Source organism: Bacteroidia bacterium, from assembly GCA_040880525.1.
Taxonomy (GTDB): domain Bacteria; phylum Bacteroidota; class Bacteroidia; order CAILMK01; family JBBDIG01; genus JBBDIG01.
This window is the reverse complement of record JBBDIG010000037.1, coordinates 15,787-34,227: the sequence shown is the minus strand read 5'-3', so window position 1 is coordinate 34,227 and position 18,441 is coordinate 15,787. Positions and strand designations below refer to the sequence as shown.

Sequence of the window (18,441 nt, the reverse complement as noted above, 5' to 3'; positions counted from 1 at the left end):
CTGGTATTTTAATGAAAAGGCACTCAAATGTTCTGCTGGAATTCCCTTTTTACCCCCGCGTTGAACAAGTCCTCCATTGGGTGATTTAGGGGGCTGTTACTATATTCATGATAGAACAATCTAAATATTATCCATTGTTAAAACGTTTGTTTAATTTTCGGTTAATATTTATTTGGCTCGCGCTGTTTTTCTCAGGCACCGCACTGCATTCCCAGGAAAAATATTGGGTTTTCTTTAAGGATAAAAACACGGCTGATTTATTTAATGAAAAAGAATATTTTGACATAAAGGCCATTCAAAAAAGAACCCGTCATAATTTAACATTAAATGATTCTCTCTGCTGGCCTTTGGATCCGCGATATGTTGCGCTGGTGAAGCAAATTGCTGAAGGCATTAATCAGGAAAGCCGGTGGCTGAATGCAGTTTCGGTGTTTGCAACTCCCGGCCAGGTTCGGCAATTGCAGAATCTGGATTGCGTAAAACTGGTGCAACAAATTACTTCAAGCTCCAGGCTTGCCGGTTCTGCTATAATTGGTCCCGATGGCGAGAATGTGGAACTGATGGAGTTCCAGACAGAACGGATGCAGGGAAGCCGGTTCCATCAGGCAGGCTATACGGGTGAGGGCATCAGGATAGCTGTTTTCGATGCAGGATTTCCCGGTGTGGAGGAGCACCCGGCCTTCCGGCACCTCATGCAAAATGGGAGAATTATTGACACGTACGATTTTATTAAAAAGCGAAAGAATGTATTTTATAGTTCCGCGCATGGCACGGCTGTTTTGAGCTGCATTGCCGGGAGATATACCGTTCCTGACGAGCCGGACAGCCTTGTATTTATGGGTTTGGCCCAGGATGCTGAATTCCTGCTGGCAAAAACCGAAAGAGGATTTACCGAATTTATTTCTGAAGAAGACAATTGGATAGCTGCTATGGAATGGGCAGAAAGGCTTGGGGCCGATATTATCAGCAGTTCGCTTGGCTATACCAGCCATCGCTACTTCAGCGAAGAGATGGATGGCCAGACATCCTGGCTGAGTGTGGCTGCCAACCTTGCGGCCAGCCGGGGAATATTGGTGATCAATGCTGCCGGCAACGAGGGACAAAGCAGGTGGCGTACCGTGGCGGTCCCGGCTGATGCTGACAGTGTACTGGCTGTAGGGGCCACCAATCCTTACATGGATGCAGCCACTAATTTCAGCTCGCTCGGACCTGCTTCGGACGGCAGGCTGAAACCTGATGTATCAGCCGTAGGCATTGCGGCTGTGGCAGTGAAGAAAGGATATGCCGTCTTGCAGGGCACCTCCTTTTCAGCGCCTTTGGTGGCAGGTTTTGCGGCTTGCGCCTGGCAAATGGATACTTCGCTCAGCAACATGGAATTGTTCGGCTTGTTGCAGCAGTCCGGGCATTTGCATCCTTATTTTGATCATTCTCATGGCTATGGCATTCCGCAGGCTGGATTTTTCCTGGGGAAAGATTCCACGATATCGCCAACCATAATGCTAATGCAGGAGGAGGAATTGCTGGTTGTGAAGATCATTGGAGCGCTGGCCGACAGCATAGAGAAAGAAGGGGACGAGCCGAAGCAGCGCAATCTCTACTACCGCATTGAAACGCCTGACAACCGGATCAGGAGATACGGAGCCGTATTGGCCGAAACGCTGATACCTTTTCAATTTCATAAAGACGAACTGGAGAACGGAGATATTATCACCATTCATTTTGAGGGATTTACGACTTCATTTATTTATTAAAAATATGTTTAAAATAATAATAATTGCTACATTGATTTTTAGTATTGCACCGGTTTCCACGGCCTTGGCACAGACTGTAATCCTGGAGCAGGAAAATTTATTGGATACAATGAATTCCTCATTTGGCCCAAACAGGAAGCATTTTGTGCAGCTTACGTATGGAATGAATTTCCTTTTTGGACCTGAAGAGGATGGCGCTGAATTGAAGCATTTTGCCTCCCATAGTTTCCAGGTGGGGTTGCGGTATAAGCGTAAACTCAGCTCCACATTTGCGGTTGGCGCTGAAGTGCATAGCATGCATTCCCGTTACAGCATTCAACAAAATGAGGATAAGAAAGTGGGAACTTTAAGAATCCACAACACTGAATTTTTCAATACCACGCATATTATGATGGACGTTTTTTTCCGGATTAATTTCGATCCGGGACGCGGAGATTTTCTCGGCTTTTTTATGGATATTGGTGGTGGTGGCGGCTACCTGCTTTCCTCTGGTTATCAGTATCGTGATAAGCTTCCGGGCGGAGAAATCCGGGAGGTGAAGTATTCAAAACTGCCCATTTTTCAGAATTTCAGCTACCATGCGCTGGCGAGGATCGGGTACACTGGTTTCAGTGTAAATTTCTTTTATCGCTTCTCTGATATTTTTGTAGATGGCGAACAGCAAAGAATAGAATCCGTTGAAAGGAATGTGCTTCCTGATCTTCCACGGATGGGCGTGGGGCTGGAATTGGCTGTTCCTTAATTTTTGATTTAATAAAGAATTAAATCTTCATAAAGGTGGGATTTGTAATTTATTCATTTTTAGCTAAAAATATTATTTTTTTAAATATGGTTCTACTGATAAGTTAATGAAAGAAATGGAGGATGAACAGGTGCTAAAGACTAGTGGTCCTTACCAATGAAAGGATAATCCCCCATCAAGGGTGGGACGAAGGGGGATGTGGCTGCCCTGGCTTCAAGCCACTCCCATTAATTTTCTTGGTACTTTAAATATTAATTTTTAGAATTAACAGAAACATTTTATGTCGTTAAAAATTTCAGTCATTACTATTTGTTTTAATAATCCGGAAGATGTTATTACAACGTGTAAATCTGTTGATCAGCAGACCAGGAAGCCTGATGAGCACCTGATCGTGGACGGCTCTGAAAACCAGGTAATACTGCATTATTTGGAATCTCATCCGCAGCCCGGATTTCGCAAATGGAAGAATGAGCCGGACGAAGGAATAAGCGATGCATTTAATAAGGGGATCCTTCGGGCCAGCGGAGATATTATTCACTTATTAAATTCTGGTGATTATTATTATGACGACACCGTTTTACAGCGGGCGGGAAAGACGTTTGAAGCGAACCCCGGTGTAAAATGGACAAGTGGCAAATACCTGCAATACCGGGGAAATACCTGGATAGAATCGGGCGTACCATTTGAAAAGAAGAAGCTTTACAGAGGAATGCGCCAGGTAGCTCATCCCACCATGTTCGTAAAGAAAGAATTGTATGACCGGCATGGCCTTTATGATTTAGATGTAGAAGTGGCGATGGATTATGATTTTATGGTCAGGATCCGTAACGAAAAATATTTATTTATTAATTATCCGTTGGTTTGTTTTGCTCCCGGTGGAAAAAGCGAAATTGAGTTTGGCACCGGAATTAAAAATATAAAGCACAGCTACCGCAAATACATAGGCCGAAGCGCAAAGCTAAACCTCTGGATGCTTTGGCAGCGTACATTGCCCATCATAATGGGAACCACCCTGGGCCGGCTCCTCTTCAGGATAAAAAACCGTCAGAAAATACAGCGCCCGCCTAAGGGGTAGGGATGTTCTTGGGGGGAACAATTCGGTCGCAGTGAAACCAGATGAAAAACCAGCTTCCACACCAAGCAGTAAAATATATTTAAAGTATGTTTTATTGCAGCTAAAAAAAGTAAAGCCTAAATTTAATATATATCCTATACTGAATAAGGATAAAAATAATAATAATGGAAAGAAAATTTGGTTAGCCAATTCCTTTTGTCAAGTATAGGAGGGAAACGTCTATTTCTCCTTGTTTACGGCCTTAAGAATTTATTACAAATTGGTAGTTATCGAATAAAATAGAATTAGGATACGGCAAGTGCGTCAAAGTTCTTACATTGGAATTCAATATTTTAACCTTTTGAAACCCAATGCAGCCCCAAACCTACCCGGAATATGTATTCCTGCTCGGTGGTCACGACCTCGAAATGGCTGAAATCCGCAAACTGCTGGAGCAGCACTCCCTCCCCTACCATGATGGTGGTTTGTCTTGGAACAACGCCACACTCAGCGCTTACAAGGATATTTGGGACGACCAGCGCTTTTTTGTAGGCATCGAATTGCGGGAAGATATTTCGCCTCCACCCAAATATATTTCCATTGACCACCACAACGAGCGCTCAGATGAGCCTGCGAGTATAGCGCAGGTGGCGAAGTTGCTGGGAATAACGATTGACCGGTGGCAGCAACTGGTGGCGGCAAATGACCGGGGATTTATACCGGCTATGGAGCGCATGGGAGCTACCACCCTGCGGGCAGGAGATATTAAACCGGAATGGTTGCGAAGAACAATAATAACCATAGATTTAAAGGCTAATCAATGACATCATGATAACACCTGAAGACATAAAGAAAAAGCTGGCGGATAAGCTACCGGGTCTGCAGAAACGCTATCCCATAAGTCAACTGGCTTTATTTGGGTCGGTAACACGTGAAGACTTCGATCCGGGCAAAAGCGACATTGACATTATGGTTGACTTAAATGGAGATATGGACTGGAATTATTTCGATCTGGTTTGGGAGCTACAACAGATGTTTCCCGGATACAAGGTGGATGTGATTAGTCGAAATGCCATACAGCCACATTACTGGCCTTATATCGAGGAGGACTTGCAATATGTCTAAACGCAGCGAAAAAGCGATATTACAGGATATAATCATGAACATTCAGGCCATACTGGATTTCACCAGGGGCATGGAATGGGACCAATTCAGTACCGACCTCAAGACCCAATATGCCGTTGACTGCAGCTTTGAGATCATTGGGGAAGCTACACGACAATTGCCGGAAAGCTTCCTCCACTCCCACCCGGAAATTGAATGGCAAAAAATGATTGCATTCCGCAAACTTATTGATACATGAATACTTCCGGGTAGAAAGGAGAATTGAGTGGAACATCATCCGAAACATCCTGCCTGGACTAAAACAGCAATTGGAAAATTTAAAAGACAAGTTATGAGCAACTACGAACTCACATTCAAACTCAAACAGCACACGCCCCTTATCCACTTCCAGCATAGGCAGATGGTTATATTGTGGAGCAAAGCCCGGCATCCTCAACAAAAGTATTGGCGATGAAAGCAGCCATGATAAAGCGTAAGTTGGCAGCGCACCTCCCGGACCTGATGAAGCGCTACCCCATCAAGCACCTCGCCTTGTTCGGCTCCGTAACGCGCGATGATTTTGATCCGGTGAAAAGTGACATAGACATCCTTGTGGAATTTGATGGTGATATCGCATGGGAGTTCTTTGACCTTGAGGAAGAACTACGGAAATTACTCGGAAAAAATGTTGACCTTGTTTCAAGACATGCCTTGAAGCCGCATTATTGGGAATACATTAAAAAGGATGTGATCAATGTCTGACTATAGCCCCAAAATATTGATCATTGACATGCTTGATGCAATAAGCGCCATTTTGGCTTTCAGCGGAGGATTGAGTTACGAAGATTACCTGCGTGACAGGAAAACCCGTGATGCCCTATATAGAAACATCATGGTGCTTGGCGAAGCGGTACATCGGTTGCCCCATCAGTTTATCCTGGCACATCCTGAAATTGAATGGAAAAAGATTGAATCCACCCGCAATGCCTTGGTGCATGGTTATGATAAAATAGATGACCGAATTGTTTGGAACATCATTCAAAACATCCTTCCCGGCCTTAAAGTACAATTGGAAAACCTAAAAGCACAGTTATGAGCAACTATAAACTCACCTTCAACCCAAAGCAACAAACACCCATCATCCACTTCCAACATGACCCGATGGATGCCACCCTTCGGGCAAGGGAACTTAAACCGGGTTGGTTGCGAAGAACAATAATACCCATAGATTTAAAGGCTAATCAATGATATCATGATAACACCTGAAGACATAATGAAAAAGCTGGCGGATAAGCTACCGGGTCTGCAGAAACGCTATCCCATAAGTCAACTGGCTTTATTTGGGTCGGTAACACGTGAAGACTTCGATCCGGGCAAAAGCGACATTGACATTATGGTTGACTTAAATGGAGATATGGACTGGAATTATTTCGATCTGGTTTGGGAGCTACAACAGATGTTTCCCGGATACAAGGTGGATGTGATTAGTCGAAATGCCATACAGCCACATTACTGGCCTTATATCGAGGAGGACTTGCAATATGTCTAAACGCAGCGAAAAAGCGATATTACAGGATATAATCATGAACATTCAGGCCATACTGGATTTCACCAGGGGCATGGAATGGGACCAATTCAGCACCGACCTCAAGACCCAATATGCCGTTGACCGCTGCTTTGAGATCATAGGTGAAGCCACCCGGCAATTGCCTGAAAGCTTCCTCCAGTCCCACCCTGAAATTGAATGGCAAAAAATGATCGCTTTCCGTAACCTGCTAATACATGAATACTTCCGGGTAGAACGAAGAATTGAGTGGAACATCATTCAAAACATCCTTCCTGGTCTGAAACAGCAACTGGAAACTTTAAAAGAGCAGCTATGAGCAGCAATCCTTACCAACTAACCTTCACGCTGAAACAGCAGGATTTCGAGCAGTTTATGCGGGAGCACAAGGATGAGATTACAGCCCTGCGGATATTTTATGACCAGCCTTACGAGCGCAGGAACATTACCTACAGGATGATCACGGAATTGCGAGACGTGTTGCTGCGGGAACGGTCTGCACTGGGCCCCATGCACGTGTGGCAAGCGTATGAGCAGTTGGAGAAGGTGAATGGTCAACGGCATTGGTGGCACTGGTAAGGCACGCAGCAGGTATTGACGGCCAACTGTTGCCATACGAACAAACGGTGAGCGAGAACTTCCGGCAGTGGGTGTTCAGGAAGAATGCCGGGCAGCACAACCGCTACACCGAAGAACAGATGGCATGGCTGCGCCTGATCCGCGACCATGTAACCACCTCCTTTCACTTTGACCGCGATGACCTTAACTTCACACCCTTCGATGCCCAGGGCGGAGTAGGCCGGATGTACCAATTGTTTGGGGAGGAAACGGAAGGGGTTATTGAAGAACTTAATGAAGCATTAGCAGCTTAGTTATGACTAAACAATCGAATAAAAAGGATAAACCTTGGGGTGGCCCTTGGACTGAAAAGAAGCTTGATGCCTTCATTTCATATGTGCAAGAGTACCTTAAGATAATGAAGGACAAATATTGGAAATTAATTTACTTTGATGGTTTTGCTGGAAGCGGTGAAAGAATAGAATATGAAACAGAAGGTATCAAACCATTTTTTCTGACAGAGGAACAAAAAATTTATGAAGGAGCTGCTGAAAGGGTCGTAAAATTAGATCCTCCCCATGTTTTTAACTACTATTATTTCATAGACCTTAAGGAAAACAATATATCAAAGCTTAAAGCCAAAATTAATTCTCTGGAGGAAGCAAAGGGGAAAAAACTGGAATTCCGAGCGGGCGATTGCAACGAACAGATTTTAAAGCTTGCTCAAGTACTTCGTACTAAAGAATACGCTGCACTTATCTTTATTGACCCCTTTGGGATGCATATAGAATGGGAAGCAATTTCCTCTTTGAAAAATACCAGATCAGACATATGGATCTTATTGCCAACGGCAGTAATTATAAACCGTTTATTGGACAAGAACTGCGAACTGAAAAGTATCGCCACGCTCACAAGATACTTCGGACTTTCTGAAGATGAAATCATTTCTACCTTCTATAGAAAAAGTAAGATTCAAAGTCTATTTGGTGAAGATGAAAGGATTGAGAAAGTTCTGGATCCAATTGAAAAAATTGCTGAAGTCTATATTCGACAACTTGGAACCATCTGGAAGTTTGTCACACAGCCGTTAAGATTGAACAATAGGAAAGGGGCACCACTATTTCATCTGATTTTTGCATCCAATAATGAAACAGCCTTAAGAATTGCATCGCATATAATTGCTAAAAAAAGAAGATAATGGCACAATCAAGCATAGAATGGACGGAAATGACCTGGAACCCAACAACGGGTTGCGATAAGGTTTCGGCAGGCTGCAAATTTTGCTATGCAGAAATAATGGCACGAAGGCTAAAGGCGATGGGGGTTGAGAAATATTCTGATGGCTTTAAAATTCGCACCCATGAGCAAGAGTTGGGTACGCCATACAAATGGAAAAAATCGAAAGTGGTATTTGTAAACTCGATGAGTGACCTTTTTCACAAAGATGTTCCTATCGAATTTATTCAGAAGGTCTTTGAAGTAATGCGGGATAATCCTCAGCACGTTTTTCAAATACTTACAAAGAGATCTGACCTTTTGCTGAAATATGACCAAGAAGGATGGTTAAAATGGTCACACAACATTTGGATGGGGGTGTCGGTAGAAGATGCCCGTGTTCTTGAAAGAATAGATCATCTTAGGCAAACTTCCGCGAGGGTAAAGTTCCTCTCTTGTGAGCCATTAATTGGGCCTCTTCCAAACCTAAATCTGAAAAATATTGATTGGGTGATTGTGGGCGGTGAGAGCGGAAGAAAGCCCAGGCCCATGAAAGCAGACTGGGTGCTTGATATTCAAGAACAATGTGAAGTGAAGGATGTGAAATTCTTCTTTAAGCAGTGGGGTGGGACAAATAAGAAAAAAGAAGGACGTGAATTGAATGGCCGAACGTATGATGACATGCCTTCACCAAATGCATAACTTCATAATGAATAAACAGAATCTTCTTCCCCGATTGGCGTCTTTGAGCAGAGACGCCTTTGAAGACTTTATATTTCGCTTATGGAGTGTAGACAATGTACATATTGAAACCTCCTATGTGCATACGAATAGGCTTGACGGTATTGACAAAAAAGTTTATGAACAACATTCGATAACTTGGGAAGATCCGAAAGACTCAAAGTCCTACCAAAGTTTCAACCTGATTGTGCCATTCTTTAAACCCCTTGATTTACTTCTGACATCAAAGAGCATTCATTCAGATTTTAAGGAAGAAAGGAAAATATTATATAGCTATAAGAGAATACTTGATAAGCGAATGCAGGAATGGTTCCTTCCTCAGGATGGAGAGTTTTGCTTGCCTAATATTTATTTTGTCTCGAACATATCTGGAATTAGAAAGGAGGAATATTTTGACAACATACTTCCTCGATTGAGCCCTCTAGTTAAAGGTATTACCATTAGTCAATTTGGGATAGGTACTTATGACAGCTTTATTGATCAAGTTCCTGAAAAAACAGAGGTTGTTCTTAATTCACTACTTCAGCAACACTTTAATCAAATATCAGTAAAGGTTGAAGATGGGCACTATAGATTTGAAATTTATCTTCCGGAAAGTTACTTAACATCAGGGGTTCTTCACAAGAGCCAAAATCCCGTTGAAAGCATCATCACTGATAGATCAAAATCAAATGATAATTATGAAGTTTTGAATGAATTTGCGGACCTTATAAATAGAAAAGCAAAAGAAGATATCCTTGAAAAGTTTATCAAGAAGCATTACCAATTGATATTTGGCAACCACTATGATCGAATTGAAACGCAAGTATGGTTGAAATTTCCAGACCTGGATATATCAGGAAAAAATAGAAGACTCGACATTTTTCTTCGTAATGCGGTTGAAGGTGATTGGGAGCTATTTGAGCTAAAAAGACCAACAAAATTGGTTAGGAGCTATAGAAGCATTCCATCGCTTACTGCTGAGTTTACAAATGCATTGTCTCAACTAAAAAATTACAAAAGAATTCTGTTACAGGATAACGTCCGAAGAAGGTTTGAAAAAGAGGGAATTGATTACTATGAACCAGAACTAAGGCTAGTGATAGGTAGAAAACCAAACATTCCGCAAGGTCAATGGAGGAGATTAAAGACTGAAAATCAAGATAACCTCAAGCTATTGACTTTTGATGATTTATTGGAAGAAATGAAATTTCGCCTTGATTCTTTTAGTAATTCAATTACCTGAAACCAATGTGGAACAATAAAATTTTGAATGACTCTTGTCATACCACCAGTGGTGGTACTCCAAGCCGGAAGAACAAGAGCTTTTATGGGGGCACAATTCCCTGGATTAAATCAGGGGAATTAAATAATTCGACCATCTATGTAAGTGAAGAGTTGATTACTGAAGAGGCCGTTCAGAAATCGAGTGCGAAGATTTTCACGAAAGGCACTTTACTCATTGCCTTGTATGGGGCCACGGTGGGCAAACTTGCATTTTTAGGAATTGATGCTGCTCCAAATCAAGCTATCTGCGGATTGTTTCCAAGTGAGAAACTGGATAGGAAATTTCTTTTCTGGTATCTATTCTTTAAGCGGCCACAGCTAATTAAACAAAGTATTGGCGGAGCTCAACCTAATATCAGTCAAGGCTCGTTGCGGAACTTACAGCTTTCCATACCTCCCCTTTCCGAACAACATACCATCGTGGAGCGGATTGAGGAGCTGTTCAGCGAGCTGGATAGTGGCGTGGAGAACCTGCGGAAAACACAGCTACAACTGAAAGCCTACCGCCAGTCCGTGTTAAGATGGGCCTTTGATCAGCCTTCGCCAATTGTCATGTTGGAACAAATTAGTGAAGCTGTAGGAGGTTATGCTTTTAGAAGCAAAAACTTTGATAATTACGGCCAATATCAGGTAATCAGAATAGGAAATATTAGACCGGGTATTATTAGAACTAATGAATCCCTTGTTTTTGTAAGTGATGTTGAAGATAAAGTGCTTGCGAAATATCTACTTCAGAAAGGCGATGTACTAATTTCTTTGACTGGAACTCGCAAAAAAAGAGATTATGGGTACACCACCATAGTAAACGAGGAAAACTTTCTTTTAAACCAGCGAGTGGCGTACATCAGATTTGATGACCGCTGTCTGCCAAAGTTTTTCCTTTATTTTTCATGGACAGATTTCTTCAAATCTCAATTCTGCGGTTCTGAAACGGGAAATGTAGGACAAGGAAATGTAGACATGAAATCAATAAGACAGACTTCAATCCCTTTGCCCCCAATAGTCGAACAGCACCAAATCGTCCAGGAAATTGAGAGGCGGCTAAGCGTGGCAGACCAACTGGAGCAGTCCATCAACCACAGCCTCCAACAATCCGAAGCCGTCCGCCAAAGCATCCTCAAAATGGCCTTCAATGGCAGATTAACGGAGAAGTGGCGTGAGGAGAATGAGGAAAAGGTTTAAACTTTTTCACGAAATTTGAGCCAATTCAATTTAAAGCTAAAATGAAAACCATAGAAATAGATATTGATCAAATAAAGGGTCCTGGGGAAATTAGGGAATTGATCAAGAAACAAAAGCCCCAAAAGGGGGACGAAGTAAAAGTAGCTACCAGTTTGGATGCTGACAGCTTGGCGTTTTTTGCGGTAGTTCTGGTATTGATAGCCGCCCTATCTTGGTTTTTCAAGAAAAAGGCGAATGACGAATTTGTAGATGGTGTTGAGGAAGATTTTTTTGGCAAATATTCATCAGCCAAGGAAGCAGAGGAGGATATTGAAAAGCAATATGGGATAAAAATTACCATGACGCAAAAAGATGAAGAACACCACGTATTCATAAAGGCAGGTTTGGAGAATATGTCCAACGCCTACGGTGAAGATGAACCGGATTATGACGATGTTGCCGGAGAGCCAAACCCAGATTATAAACCATGGTAGAAGGAAAGATAGCACTTACGGTTCTACCGCAGGATGAACAACAAAAGAAACGTCCGGTATTATTGCTACGGAAACTTTCTGGGTAAGGCGATTACCTGGCATGTGCCATCAGCACACAACTTCACAAGTTTATACCTGATTTTGATAAAAAGATTGAAACCCGTGTTCCCTGGTTCAACCAAACGGGTTTAAAAGCTGCCAGTGTAGTCCGGCTGAGCACCCTTTTCACTTTACCACAAGACAAAATAGAGAGAACCATTGGTGAGGTGCCGGTTCAAGTCCACCAAGATTTACTTCAGCATCTGGCGAATCATCTCACCGAAAATCTTCCATAGCGCTACTGACTGAGTTGATTATTCTGGTTTCCGGCTCACAATCCGCTACTTTTTGAGCCGAATAACTCCTACATTCGGCTCATGTATAATTGGCAACTTCCCGATTGGCCCAACTTCACCTATGAAAGCAGCCACTTGGAAGCTAACCCCATCAAGTTTGCGGAGCAGACCGGGCGCATCAGCGGAATGCTACAAACGCTGCCGGAAAATGAGCAGATGGATGTGATTATTTCCGCATTGGTGACAGAGGCGGTGAAAACTTCAGAGATCGAAGGAGAATACCTTAGCCGGCAGGATGTGATGTCTTCCATTCGCAACAACCTGGGGCTAAATCCAAGTAGATAATTTTTTGTATCTCATTTATGATACACGAATCTTCTTTGTGTCTCATCCGTCTTCACAAAAAGGTTTCGGAAAGGCACATAAAAAAGCATGATGCATTTGCCGAGACGCAGCCCTTCAAGGGTTTTAAACCCTTGAAGGGCTATATATCTATGAAAGGAAATCCTGAAGAATGTCTTAGTGCCTGAACCCCTAAGCCCGTGGATGAAAACTCTGGATCACCGATCTTAAATATTCCCGGTCAAGATGCGTATAGATCTCCGTGGTGGTGATGGAGGCGTGGCCAAGCATTTCCTGGACGGCCCTGAGATCTGCACCGCCTTCTACCAGGTGGGTGGCAAAGGAGTGGCGGAAGGTATGGGGACTGATTTTTTTCGTGATGCCGGCTTTTAGTGCCAGGTCCTTCACCAGTGTAAAGATGGCAACCCGGCTTAATTTCCTGCCGCGCCAGTTGAGGAAGAGATAATCCCGGTTTCCTTGCTGCGGCTCCTGCTCCTGGCGGGTGGTGCTCATATACAGTTTCATTTGGTTCGAGGCCTCCTCTCCTACCGGTACATAGCGTTCTTTGCCGCCTTTTCCATGCACCAGCATATAGCCTTCATCCAGGTTGCATTCCGAGATCCTGAGATTTACCAGTTCCGAGACGCGAAGGCCGCAGCCATAGAGCACATCAATAATGGCCTTATTGCGCTCGCCATCTTTGCGGCTGCGGTCAATCTGATCTATTATCCGGTCAATCTCGCTGAGCGACAGCACTACCGGCAGCTTACGCTCCAGTCTGGGCGCAGAGATGAGTTCAGTAGGGTCTGCCGTAATCACCTTTTCTGATGCCAGGTAACCGAAAAATGCTTTGATCCCGGAAATCACCCGCGCCTGGCTGGTTGTGGCAAAACCAAATTCTGAGTTGACAAAACTGATAAATGCCGCCACTTCCTCCCGCTTCACTTTTTCCGGTCCCAGGCCGGGATATTCTTTGGTAAGAAAATCGGTAAAAAGACGGAAATCAGCCAGATAGGCTGAAATGGTATTGGCGGCAAGCTGTTTCTCCAATTGCAGGTAAAGCTTAAACCCATTCCGGTAACTTTCCCACATACCGGTTATTTCACCTCGCTGGCCTTTTGTTTCGCTGTTGATCTTTCCTGTTTCAGAAAGTCGAGTTCCACCTGGTTTTTCAGCAAATCCACCTGCGTTTCCCTTTTGCGGATGAGGTGCGGACGTCCTTCATGAATAAGTATCTCTGCCGGGCGAAAACGGGAGTTGTAATTGCTGCTCATGCTGAAACCGTAGGCACCGGCATTGTGCATCACCAGCAAGTCTCCCTCGCGCACTTCCGGCAGTTTGCGGTCGGCACCAAACGTATCGGTTTCGCAGATGTAGCCCACCACCGTATAAACCCGCTGCACTCCGCCCGGATTGCTCACGTTGGTGATCTTGTGGTAGGCGTCATACATCATGGGGCGCATGAGGTGATTCTGTCCTGAATCCACTCCGGCAAAAACGGTAGAGACGGTTTGCTTCACCACATTCACCTTTACCAGCAGGTAACCGGCCTGGCTCACCAGGAATTTGCCGGGTTCGAACCATAATTCGAGATCGCGCCCATAATCCTTGCAGAAGGCATTAAAACTCTCCGTTACCAGCTTTCCAAGCTCTTCAATGTTCGTAGTAACGTCTCCATCGCGATACGCCACTTTAAATCCGGAACCAAAATCGAGGTAGGCCAAGTCAGGAAAATCGTTGGCAATGTTGAAGAGGATCTGCAATCCGTTCAGGAAAACCTGTGCATCCAGAATGTCAGATCCGGTGTGCATGTGCAGCCCTTCCACGTTTATTTCGTTGGTGGTGATCACCCGCATGGCATGGCGGATCTGGTGGATGGAAATACCAAACTTTGAGTCAATGTGCCCGGTTTGTATATGCTCGTGCGCACCGCCCAGCAAGTGAGGATTGATGCGGATGCAGACCGGGTAGCTGTTGCCGAACTCCCCACCGAATTGCTCCAGGATCGAGATATTATCAATATTTATCCGCACACCCTCTTTCACGCCTTCGCGGATCTCATCAATCGAAACGCAGTTGGGGGTAAACAGAATTTCCGAAGGTGCAAAACCTGCCTTCAATCCAAGCCGGACTTCGTTTATGGAAACCGCATCAAGTCCGGCTCCCAGATTCTTCAGCAGGCGCAGGATGTTGAGATTTGAGTTGGCCTTGAGTGCGTATTTTATGCTGTGATTCACTCCGGCAAAGGCATTTGATAATTGACGGTGCTGGCCGGTGATTTTATCAGCATCATAAAAATAAAGGGGTGTGTCAAATTCTTCCGCCAGTTTCAATACAGGGTATCCGCCCACCAAGAACTGGCCGTTTTGTAATTCCATCAGGTTGGTTTTAATAATGCAAAAGTAAAATGAAAATTGGCGGCTAAGGTTGAAGCCACCATTGGAAATGCGCGGAGGCTAATAATCCGGGCGCTTAAAAATTTCTGTGTAGATCACCGCTTTAACCGGGTCAAAATCTTCCATTAATGAAGCAGGATGATATTCCGGAAGCGGCTCGCGTTTTCGTTCCTGCTTTTCTTCTTCCAGGCGTTTTCGCTCCTGTGCAGCCCGTTTCTTTTCCTGCTCTGTCCGGAGCCTGGCGGCTTCTCTGGCAATATCGCCCTGGCGCTGCAGCTCTGCCATATCGCGGGCATTACCCTCTGCCTGCTGCCGTGCCGATTCCTCTTCTTCCTGCCATCGCGGCCCGAGAAGATCTTCCAGTGGATTATATTCCTTCTGCTGCTGCTCCCGCTCGTCAGCCAGCGGCTTCTGCCTGAACTCGTCTTGTGATACTGGCTGCGGTTGTTGGGGCCGCACCTGCCTGCGGGGCTGCTGTGGTTGCTGTGGTTGCTCCTGTCCCGGAGGTTGCTGTCCCGGCCTGTTCTGCTTATACTTCTTCCCCGCATTCCAAAAGGTATAGATGAGGTAGATGATGAGAAAAAGAAAGGGAGCATACTGTTCCATGGGGCAAAGTTAAGGCAATGTGCCCGGAACAAGAGGAATACGATCAGGAATGGACCTGGATCCAGGACGTTTTTCTGATCCAGTTTCTATCATTGTTAGAATCAGTTTTTGCCGATCTCCCTGGTTTTCAGCAAAGAAATTTATTGATCACAAATATTATTTTGCAAATGCAACGATGTTGCAACAAGCGATTACCTTTGCGCCCTCACAATGTAAAACCAATCAAATAATGAAACACCTGAATGCCATCCTGCTGGCAACTTTGGTCGTATTGATGTTCTCCGCATCCTGCAAAAAAGACGAACCCGATGATCCCATCATTCCCCATGAGGAAGAAGTAATCACCACCTTGCGCTACTCTTTAATCCATGATACCGTGGGAATCCCGGTTGTCCTCAGCTTTCAGGACCTTGACGGGGATGGCGGCAATCCTCCTGTAGTTACCGCTGACACCCTTCGGGCACATACTACCTATTCCGGATCGCTTACATTGTTAAATGAATTGGAAACACCGGCAGAAAATATTACGGAAGAAATTGAGGAAGAAGCGAGTGACCATCAGTTTTTCTTTCAATCAACCCTTAGCAATTTGATTGTGGAATATGATGATGCAGACGAAGATGGCTACCCGGTTGGGCTTTCCACCACCCTTACCACTGGCAGCCCCGGATCAGGAACCATTACCATTATTTTAAGACATGAACCGGAAAAAGATGCAGCGGGCGTTGCCAGCGGAGACATTGCCAATGCCGGAGGCGAAACCGATATTGAAGTTACATTTAACGTAGATGTTAAATAACAAAACCCTTTTATTCTTCGCATTCTTTTTCCTGCCTGCCATTGCTTTTTCGCAAAATTGTAATGTAAATGTTTCCGGTTATATATGGGATGCCAGTACTGGCGAGCCTATTTCCGATGCGCATATTTATTTGAAGGAAGCCAGGAAAGGCGCGGTGAGTGACAGTGCCGGCTTTTTCCGGCTTTCTTCCGTTTGCCCGCGCAACTACCATCTTTCGGTGAGCCACATTGGATGCAAAACCAGGGAATTGTACATGACCATGGAGGCTGACACTACGCTCCACATTGTGCTGGACCATGACAGCCGGTTGCTCGACCAGGTGACTTTTATCAGTCCGGGCGGCAAAACCACAACTGCGGAAAAGCAATCCCTCAATGAAAAGAATATTGCGGAAAATGCCAATGAGAATCTGGCCAACATGCTTTCGTCCATTTCAGGCGTGCGTGTAATTCGCAATGGGAATAATATCTCCACCCCGGTTGTACATGGATTATACGGAAACCGCTTAACGATTTTGAACAATGGCGTAACCCAAAGCGGCCAGCAATGGGGCACAGACCACAGCCCTGAAATTGACCCGTGGGCAGCCAGCCGGATCACCGTGATAAAAGGTGTGGGAGCACTGGAATACCAGGGAAATTCATTGGGAAGCATTATTCTGGTGGAACCCAGAAAAATAGAAAAAGAGCCGCACATGCACGGAAAGGGAAGTTATTTCTTTGAAACCAACGGGAACGGCCACGGACTAAATGGGCAATTGCAGCAACATTATGAAAAACCGGCTCTGGGATGGAGGGCGGTAGGGACTCTTAAAAAAAGCGGTGACAACGAAACTCCTGATTATTACCTGCGAAATACCGGACGCGAAGAAGCCAATATTGCTGTACAACTGGAAAAAGCATTTTCCGAAAGATGGACTACCGATCTCTATTTCAGCTCTTACAACACGAATATTGGTGTGCTAAGGGGCTCGCATATCGGCAACCTCACTGATCTTGAAGAAGCGCTTACCCGGGAAGTTCCATTTTTTACAGAAGAGGATTTTTCATATAATATTGAGGCGCCCTACCAAAAAGTGAATCACCATTTAATTAAATTTCATAGTAATTATTTTATTACTGATAATTTATGGTTTGACCTTACTTATTCAGGGCAACTCAACTACCGGAAAGAATTTGATGTGCGGAGAAGTGGGAGAACAGAGGACCCTTCGCTAAGCCTGCGGCAATTTTCACATTTTGCTGAAGGCAGGATCAACCGGCAGTTTAGCAAGGGCTGGAAAGTAAAGTCCGGGTTTCAGTTTAACCGGGTGGACAATATAAACCTCCCTGAAACCGGTGTACTCCCTTTAATTCCTGACTATATTTCTTACGAAAGCGGAATTTTTGTTTTGGCATCAAAAACAAAGGAAAAAGCGCTCTTTGAATTTGGGGGACGTTATGATTATGAAGACCGGAGAATTGCAGCAATCTCTTCCTCTGTTCCCAGGGAAATTATTCGTTATGATAATAGCTTTCATAATCTTGGGGCTGCCGGGGGCTTCAATTATGAGTTGATTAAATCTTTAAGTATTGCATATAACCTCGGCTACGCATCCCGAAATCCTGAAGTGAATGAACTGTACAGCAACGGTCTCCACCAAGGCGTGAGCGGCATTGAGGAGGGCGATCCGCTTTTAAAACAGGAGCAATCAATAAAAAACACTTTTTCTTTAAAAGGAAATATAAAAAATAAATTGTTTTTTGAATCAATGGTTTATTTGCAACAAATCAATGATTATATATTTCTTAACCCAACCAACGAGGTACGTTTAACCATACGCGGGGCGTTTCCTGTATTTGAATATGAGCAAACAGATGCCCGCCTTTTTGGAGTTGATGCAGCGGCTACATACAAAATTCTTGATCATTTTAATACTGTAATTAAATACAGCTTTATCAGGGGTCAGGACATCAGCAATAACCTGCCATTGATATATATGCCTTCCAACACCATTTATGCTGAATTGAATTACCAGTTGCCCAAAATTGGAAAGTTTGAGAACCTTGAACTCCAGGTAAATAACCGATATGTTTTTGAGCAGACCTACCTCCTGCCAAACCAGGATTTTACGGCCCCACCCCCAGGCTATAATTTAGCCGGACTAAAAGCCTCTGCTGAAAAGCAATCGGCCAAGATGAGACATAACTTTTTCATAAAGATGGATAATTTATTTAATGTGGCTTACCGTGATTATCTCAACCGTCAAAGATATTTTGCCGATGATCTGGGATTTAATTTAATTATTGGGGTCAGTTCATCATTTTAAAAAAT

General features: G+C 44.1%; 24 protein-coding genes. 21 read left to right on the top strand and 3 right to left on the bottom strand.

Translation table 11 applies throughout. The annotated features are described in order from the left end of the window. The first annotated feature begins 134 nt into the window (after positions 1 to 134). The 19 genes from WD077_10535 (at position 135) to WD077_10445 (ending at position 12,330) form a co-directional block, all read left to right on the top strand. Positions 135 to 1,751 carry a S8 family serine peptidase gene (locus tag WD077_10535; GenBank protein ID MEX0967666.1) on the top strand — a complete coding sequence of 539 codons (1,617 nt, stop codon included), beginning with the start codon at positions 135 to 137 and terminating at the stop codon, positions 1,749 to 1,751. Positions 1,752 to 1,755: 4 nt separating this feature from the next. Further along, positions 1,756 to 2,493: a hypothetical protein gene (locus tag WD077_10530; GenBank protein MEX0967665.1), complete on the top strand. Its 738-nt coding sequence runs from the start codon at positions 1,756 to 1,758 to the stop codon at positions 2,491 to 2,493. 280 nt (positions 2,494 to 2,773) lie between these two features. Then, positions 2,774 to 3,568 (top strand): glycosyltransferase, encoded by a 795-nt coding sequence (locus WD077_10525; protein MEX0967664.1) that lies wholly within the window; start codon positions 2,774 to 2,776, stop codon positions 3,566 to 3,568. Positions 3,569 to 3,918: 350 nt separating this feature from the next. Continuing rightward, positions 3,919 to 4,371, top strand: coding sequence for a hypothetical protein (locus tag WD077_10520; GenBank protein MEX0967663.1), 453 nt, complete (start codon positions 3,919 to 3,921; stop codon positions 4,369 to 4,371). A 4-nt stretch (positions 4,372 to 4,375) separates the two neighbouring features. Continuing rightward, complete coding sequence (locus WD077_10515) at positions 4,376 to 4,672, top strand: nucleotidyltransferase domain-containing protein (protein MEX0967662.1); 297 nt, start codon at positions 4,376 to 4,378, stop codon at positions 4,670 to 4,672. Further along, on the top strand, positions 4,665 to 4,910 hold the full coding sequence (locus WD077_10510) for a HepT-like ribonuclease domain-containing protein (GenBank protein ID MEX0967661.1): 246 nt from the start codon (positions 4,665 to 4,667) through the stop codon (positions 4,908 to 4,910). Before WD077_10515 ends, WD077_10510 begins: the two co-directional genes overlap by 8 nt. 212 nt (positions 4,911 to 5,122) lie before the next feature. Continuing rightward, a complete protein-coding gene (locus WD077_10505; GenBank protein MEX0967660.1) occupies positions 5,123 to 5,413 on the top strand; it encodes a nucleotidyltransferase family protein in 291 nt (96 codons plus the stop codon). Beyond that, positions 5,406 to 5,747: a HepT-like ribonuclease domain-containing protein gene (locus WD077_10500; protein MEX0967659.1), complete on the top strand. Its 342-nt coding sequence runs from the start codon at positions 5,406 to 5,408 to the stop codon at positions 5,745 to 5,747. The genes WD077_10505 and WD077_10500 overlap by 8 nt, the downstream gene beginning before the upstream one ends. Further along, positions 5,744 to 5,899, top strand: a complete 156-nt coding sequence (locus tag WD077_10495; GenBank protein MEX0967658.1) for a hypothetical protein — start codon at positions 5,744 to 5,746, stop codon at positions 5,897 to 5,899. The genes WD077_10500 and WD077_10495 overlap by 4 nt, the downstream gene beginning before the upstream one ends. Positions 5,900 to 5,903: 4 nt before the next feature. Next, positions 5,904 to 6,200, top strand: a complete 297-nt coding sequence (locus tag WD077_10490; protein MEX0967657.1) for a nucleotidyltransferase domain-containing protein — start codon at positions 5,904 to 5,906, stop codon at positions 6,198 to 6,200. Then, a complete protein-coding gene (locus WD077_10485; GenBank protein ID MEX0967656.1) occupies positions 6,193 to 6,534 on the top strand; it encodes a DUF86 domain-containing protein in 342 nt (113 codons plus the stop codon). Before WD077_10490 ends, WD077_10485 begins: the two co-directional genes overlap by 8 nt. Further along, positions 6,531 to 6,794 carry a type I restriction-modification enzyme R subunit C-terminal domain-containing protein gene (locus WD077_10480; protein MEX0967655.1) on the top strand — a complete coding sequence of 88 codons (264 nt, stop codon included), beginning with the start codon at positions 6,531 to 6,533 and terminating at the stop codon, positions 6,792 to 6,794. Before WD077_10485 ends, WD077_10480 begins: the two co-directional genes overlap by 4 nt. Beyond that, positions 6,782 to 7,087 (top strand): type I restriction-modification enzyme R subunit C-terminal domain-containing protein, encoded by a 306-nt coding sequence (locus WD077_10475; protein MEX0967654.1) that lies wholly within the window; start codon positions 6,782 to 6,784, stop codon positions 7,085 to 7,087. Before WD077_10480 ends, WD077_10475 begins: the two co-directional genes overlap by 13 nt. 2 nt (positions 7,088 to 7,089) lie before the next feature. Further along, on the top strand, positions 7,090 to 7,971 hold the full coding sequence (gene tcmP, locus WD077_10470; GenBank protein MEX0967653.1) for a three-Cys-motif partner protein TcmP: 882 nt from the start codon (positions 7,090 to 7,092) through the stop codon (positions 7,969 to 7,971). Beyond that, positions 7,971 to 8,690: a phage Gp37/Gp68 family protein gene (locus WD077_10465; GenBank protein MEX0967652.1), complete on the top strand. Its 720-nt coding sequence runs from the start codon at positions 7,971 to 7,973 to the stop codon at positions 8,688 to 8,690. Before tcmP ends, WD077_10465 begins: the two co-directional genes overlap by 1 nt. Positions 8,691 to 8,697: 7 nt before the next feature. Next, on the top strand, positions 8,698 to 9,954 hold the full coding sequence (locus WD077_10460; GenBank protein ID MEX0967651.1) for a Shedu anti-phage system protein SduA domain-containing protein: 1,257 nt from the start codon (positions 8,698 to 8,700) through the stop codon (positions 9,952 to 9,954). Positions 9,955 to 9,959: 5 nt separating this feature from the next. Continuing rightward, entirely contained in the window at positions 9,960 to 11,177 is a 1,218-nt protein-coding gene (locus tag WD077_10455) for a restriction endonuclease subunit S (protein ID MEX0967650.1), read from the top strand. A gap of 41 nt (positions 11,178 to 11,218) precedes the next feature. Further along, entirely contained in the window at positions 11,219 to 11,650 is a 432-nt protein-coding gene (locus WD077_10450) for a hypothetical protein (protein MEX0967649.1), read from the top strand. Positions 11,651 to 12,066: 416 nt separating this feature from the next. After that, positions 12,067 to 12,330, top strand: coding sequence for a DUF4172 domain-containing protein (locus tag WD077_10445; protein MEX0967648.1), 264 nt, complete (start codon positions 12,067 to 12,069; stop codon positions 12,328 to 12,330). A gap of 189 nt (positions 12,331 to 12,519) precedes the next feature. On the opposite strand, the gene xerD is transcribed toward WD077_10445, so the two are convergent. The 3 genes from xerD to WD077_10430 all read right to left on the bottom strand — a co-directional run bounded on the left by xerD (position 12,520) and on the right by WD077_10430 (position 15,329). Beyond that, on the bottom strand, positions 12,520 to 13,419 hold the full coding sequence (gene xerD / locus WD077_10440; protein ID MEX0967647.1) for a site-specific tyrosine recombinase XerD: 900 nt from the start codon (positions 13,417 to 13,419) through the stop codon (positions 12,520 to 12,522). 5 nt (positions 13,420 to 13,424) lie between these two features. Beyond that, on the bottom strand, positions 13,425 to 14,705 hold the full coding sequence (gene lysA, locus WD077_10435) for a diaminopimelate decarboxylase (GenBank protein MEX0967646.1): 1,281 nt from the start codon (positions 14,703 to 14,705) through the stop codon (positions 13,425 to 13,427). A 78-nt stretch (positions 14,706 to 14,783) separates the two neighbouring features. Further along, positions 14,784 to 15,329 (bottom strand): hypothetical protein, encoded by a 546-nt coding sequence (locus WD077_10430; protein ID MEX0967645.1) that lies wholly within the window; start codon positions 15,327 to 15,329, stop codon positions 14,784 to 14,786. 229 nt (positions 15,330 to 15,558) lie between these two features. Between WD077_10430 and WD077_10425 the strand changes: the two genes are divergently transcribed. Together WD077_10425 and WD077_10420 are read left to right on the top strand one after the other, a co-directional pair. Next, a complete protein-coding gene (locus WD077_10425; protein ID MEX0967644.1) occupies positions 15,559 to 16,128 on the top strand; it encodes a type 1 periplasmic binding fold superfamily protein in 570 nt (189 codons plus the stop codon). Continuing rightward, positions 16,118 to 18,436 (top strand): TonB-dependent receptor, encoded by a 2,319-nt coding sequence (locus tag WD077_10420; protein MEX0967643.1) that lies wholly within the window; start codon positions 16,118 to 16,120, stop codon positions 18,434 to 18,436. Before WD077_10425 ends, WD077_10420 begins: the two co-directional genes overlap by 11 nt. Positions 18,437 to 18,441 lie beyond the last annotated feature (5 nt).

Coding starts and splice junctions, on each gene's coding strand:
- WD077_10465 (MEX0967652.1), top strand. CDS start 7,971: ATGGCACAATCAAGCATAGAATGGACGGAAATGACCTGGAACCCAACA.
- tcmP (MEX0967653.1), top strand. CDS start 7,090: ATGACTAAACAATCGAATAAAAAGGATAAACCTTGGGGTGGCCCTTGG.
- WD077_10455 (MEX0967650.1), top strand. CDS start 9,960: ATGTGGAACAATAAAATTTTGAATGACTCTTGTCATACCACCAGTGGT.
- WD077_10425 (MEX0967644.1), top strand. CDS start 15,559: ATGAAACACCTGAATGCCATCCTGCTGGCAACTTTGGTCGTATTGATG.
- WD077_10445 (MEX0967648.1), top strand. CDS start 12,067: ATGTATAATTGGCAACTTCCCGATTGGCCCAACTTCACCTATGAAAGC.
- lysA (MEX0967646.1), bottom strand. CDS start 14,705: ATGGAATTACAAAACGGCCAGTTCTTGGTGGGCGGATACCCTGTATTG.
- xerD (MEX0967647.1), bottom strand. CDS start 13,419: ATGTGGGAAAGTTACCGGAATGGGTTTAAGCTTTACCTGCAATTGGAG.
- WD077_10510 (MEX0967661.1), top strand. CDS start 4,665: ATGTCTAAACGCAGCGAAAAAGCGATATTACAGGATATAATCATGAAC.
- WD077_10420 (MEX0967643.1), top strand. CDS start 16,118: ATGTTAAATAACAAAACCCTTTTATTCTTCGCATTCTTTTTCCTGCCT.
- WD077_10530 (MEX0967665.1), top strand. CDS start 1,756: ATGTTTAAAATAATAATAATTGCTACATTGATTTTTAGTATTGCACCG.
- WD077_10505 (MEX0967660.1), top strand. CDS start 5,123: ATGAAAGCAGCCATGATAAAGCGTAAGTTGGCAGCGCACCTCCCGGAC.
- WD077_10495 (MEX0967658.1), top strand. CDS start 5,744: ATGAGCAACTATAAACTCACCTTCAACCCAAAGCAACAAACACCCATC.
- WD077_10480 (MEX0967655.1), top strand. CDS start 6,531: ATGAGCAGCAATCCTTACCAACTAACCTTCACGCTGAAACAGCAGGAT.
- WD077_10430 (MEX0967645.1), bottom strand. CDS start 15,329: ATGGAACAGTATGCTCCCTTTCTTTTTCTCATCATCTACCTCATCTAT.
- WD077_10460 (MEX0967651.1), top strand. CDS start 8,698: ATGAATAAACAGAATCTTCTTCCCCGATTGGCGTCTTTGAGCAGAGAC.
- WD077_10500 (MEX0967659.1), top strand. CDS start 5,406: ATGTCTGACTATAGCCCCAAAATATTGATCATTGACATGCTTGATGCA.
- WD077_10450 (MEX0967649.1), top strand. CDS start 11,219: ATGAAAACCATAGAAATAGATATTGATCAAATAAAGGGTCCTGGGGAA.
- WD077_10490 (MEX0967657.1), top strand. CDS start 5,904: ATGATAACACCTGAAGACATAATGAAAAAGCTGGCGGATAAGCTACCG.
- WD077_10485 (MEX0967656.1), top strand. CDS start 6,193: ATGTCTAAACGCAGCGAAAAAGCGATATTACAGGATATAATCATGAAC.
- WD077_10515 (MEX0967662.1), top strand. CDS start 4,376: ATGATAACACCTGAAGACATAAAGAAAAAGCTGGCGGATAAGCTACCG.
- WD077_10520 (MEX0967663.1), top strand. CDS start 3,919: ATGCAGCCCCAAACCTACCCGGAATATGTATTCCTGCTCGGTGGTCAC.
- WD077_10525 (MEX0967664.1), top strand. CDS start 2,774: ATGTCGTTAAAAATTTCAGTCATTACTATTTGTTTTAATAATCCGGAA.